Raw genomic sequence first — 1,074 nt, 5'->3', positions numbered from 1 at the left:
GGCAAACGCCGCATCGCCTTTCTGGGCGACATGAAAGAGCTCGGCACGCAGGAAGAGGCGATGCACGCCGCCATGGCCGATGCCAATGCGATGGCGCATGTCGATCAGGTGCATTGTATCGGCCCGTTGATGCGGGCACTGCACCACGCGCTGCCTCCGGCGAAACGCGGCCTCTGGTCTGAAACCAGCACCGAGATGGCCGACCGGTTGCCTTCGCTGGTCAGGGACGGCGATACTGTGCTGGCCAAGGGCTCTCTCAGCATGGGATTGGCCTCGATTGTTGACGGTCTGCGCAAAATGGGGCAAGGGGGCGCGCTTGATGGGTGATCACGCCCATGCGCCTCGTGTGAGAAAGGTATTGTCATGCTGTACTGGTTGACCGCCCTGTCGGATGGCGGGGATTTCTGGAACCTCTTCCGGTATATCACCTTCCGCGCAGGCGGTGCCTTCATGACGGCACTGATCTTTGGGTTCATCTTCGGAAAACCGCTGATCAACGTACTGCGCAGAAAGCAGGGCAAGGGCCAGCCGATCCGCAATGATGGCCCCGAGGGGCATTTTTCCAAGGCAGGCACGCCAACAATGGGCGGTTTGCTGATTGTCGGGGCTCTTGTGACCTCGACCCTTGTCTGGGCGCGTCTGGATAACCCTTATGTCTGGATGGTGCTTTTCGTGACCCTGTCTTATGCGGCCATCGGATTCGCGGATGACTATGCCAAGGTGTCGAAACAGAACACCAAGGGCGTACCGGGGCGGATGCGCCTCGCATTGGGCGTGATTATTGCCGTGCTGGCTTCGCTTTGGGCGACGTTGCACCACCCCGAAGCGTTGCAGAACCAGCTGGCCGTGCCGGTGTTCAAGGACACGCTGGTCAATCTGGGCATCTTCTATATTCCGTTTGCGATTGTCGTGATCGTAGGGGCCGCCAACGCAGTAAACCTGACCGACGGTCTGGACGGGCTGGCCATCATGCCAGCGATGATCGCCGCCTCGACGCTGGGCGTGATTGCCTATGCGGTGGGCCGCGTCGACTTTACCGAATATCTCGACGTGCATTACGTGCCGGGCACCGGT

The 1,074-nt window shown here is 60.2% G+C and carries 2 protein-coding genes; both read left to right on the top strand.

Features of this window, described 5'->3' with window-relative positions:
- The coding region (locus ACR0C6_RS21355) for a glutamate ligase domain-containing protein (protein WP_480621116.1) at window positions 1-327 on the top strand (327 nt) is incomplete at its 5' end.
- 36 nt (window positions 328-363) lie between these two features.
- Window positions 364-1,074 (top strand): phospho-N-acetylmuramoyl-pentapeptide-transferase (gene mraY / locus ACR0C6_RS21350; protein ID WP_480621115.1); only part of this gene is annotated, 711 nt, incomplete at its 3' end.

This window comes from Ruegeria sp. AL12, assembly GCF_056540885.1.
The sequence above is the reverse complement of the archived record's forward strand: the minus strand, read 5'-3'. Positions and strand labels throughout refer to the sequence as shown.